Consider the following 554-nt stretch of genomic DNA (forward strand, 5'->3'; position numbering starts at 1 on the left):
ACCCGCTCTTGCTGTCGGTCCCGGGGATGGGCCCGATGACCGCACCCGCCGTACGCGCGTTCCTCGGCGACGGCGGCGCGTTCACCACCGCCAAGGCGGCCGCCTCCTACGTGGGGATGAACCCCTCCACCTGGTCCTCCGGGACGGTGGTTCAGCCGTCGAGGGCGATCACCAAGGAAGGCCCCGCGGTGCTGCGGCTGGCGTTCTATCAGGCCGCCGGCGGCGCCCGTAAGAGCGACCCTCAGCTGGCCGCCTTCTATCGGCACCTGATGGTCGACCGCGGCCACAGCCACACCAAGGCCACCGTCGCTGTCGCGCGCAAGCTGATCGAACGGACCTGGACGGTGCTGCACCGCGGCCAGCCCTACCAGCTCCGCGACGTCGACGGCACCCCGCTGACCCGAGTCCGGGCCAAGGAGATCGCCCGAACCTACGCCGTCCCACCCGAGGTCCGGGCCCGAGCCCGAGCACGCAGCGCGGCCACGCACCGCTCCAAGCTCACCCGCTGACCTCACCCCGAGAAGCGACCGAGGGACTCGTCACGCCAGGGCCCC

The 554-nt window shown here is 72.2% G+C and carries 1 protein-coding gene; it reads left to right on the plus strand.

Annotated elements, in window-relative coordinates; all coding sequences use genetic code 11:
* The coding region (locus ABD225_RS18615; RefSeq protein WP_344089209.1) for a transposase at positions 1 to 509 on the plus strand (509 nt) is incomplete at its 5' end.
* Positions 510 to 554: the final 45 nt, after the last annotated feature.

The sequence above is a fragment of the Nostocoides veronense genome (assembly GCF_039531185.1).
Lineage (GTDB): Bacteria > Actinomycetota > Actinomycetes > Actinomycetales > Dermatophilaceae > Nostocoides_A > Nostocoides_A veronense.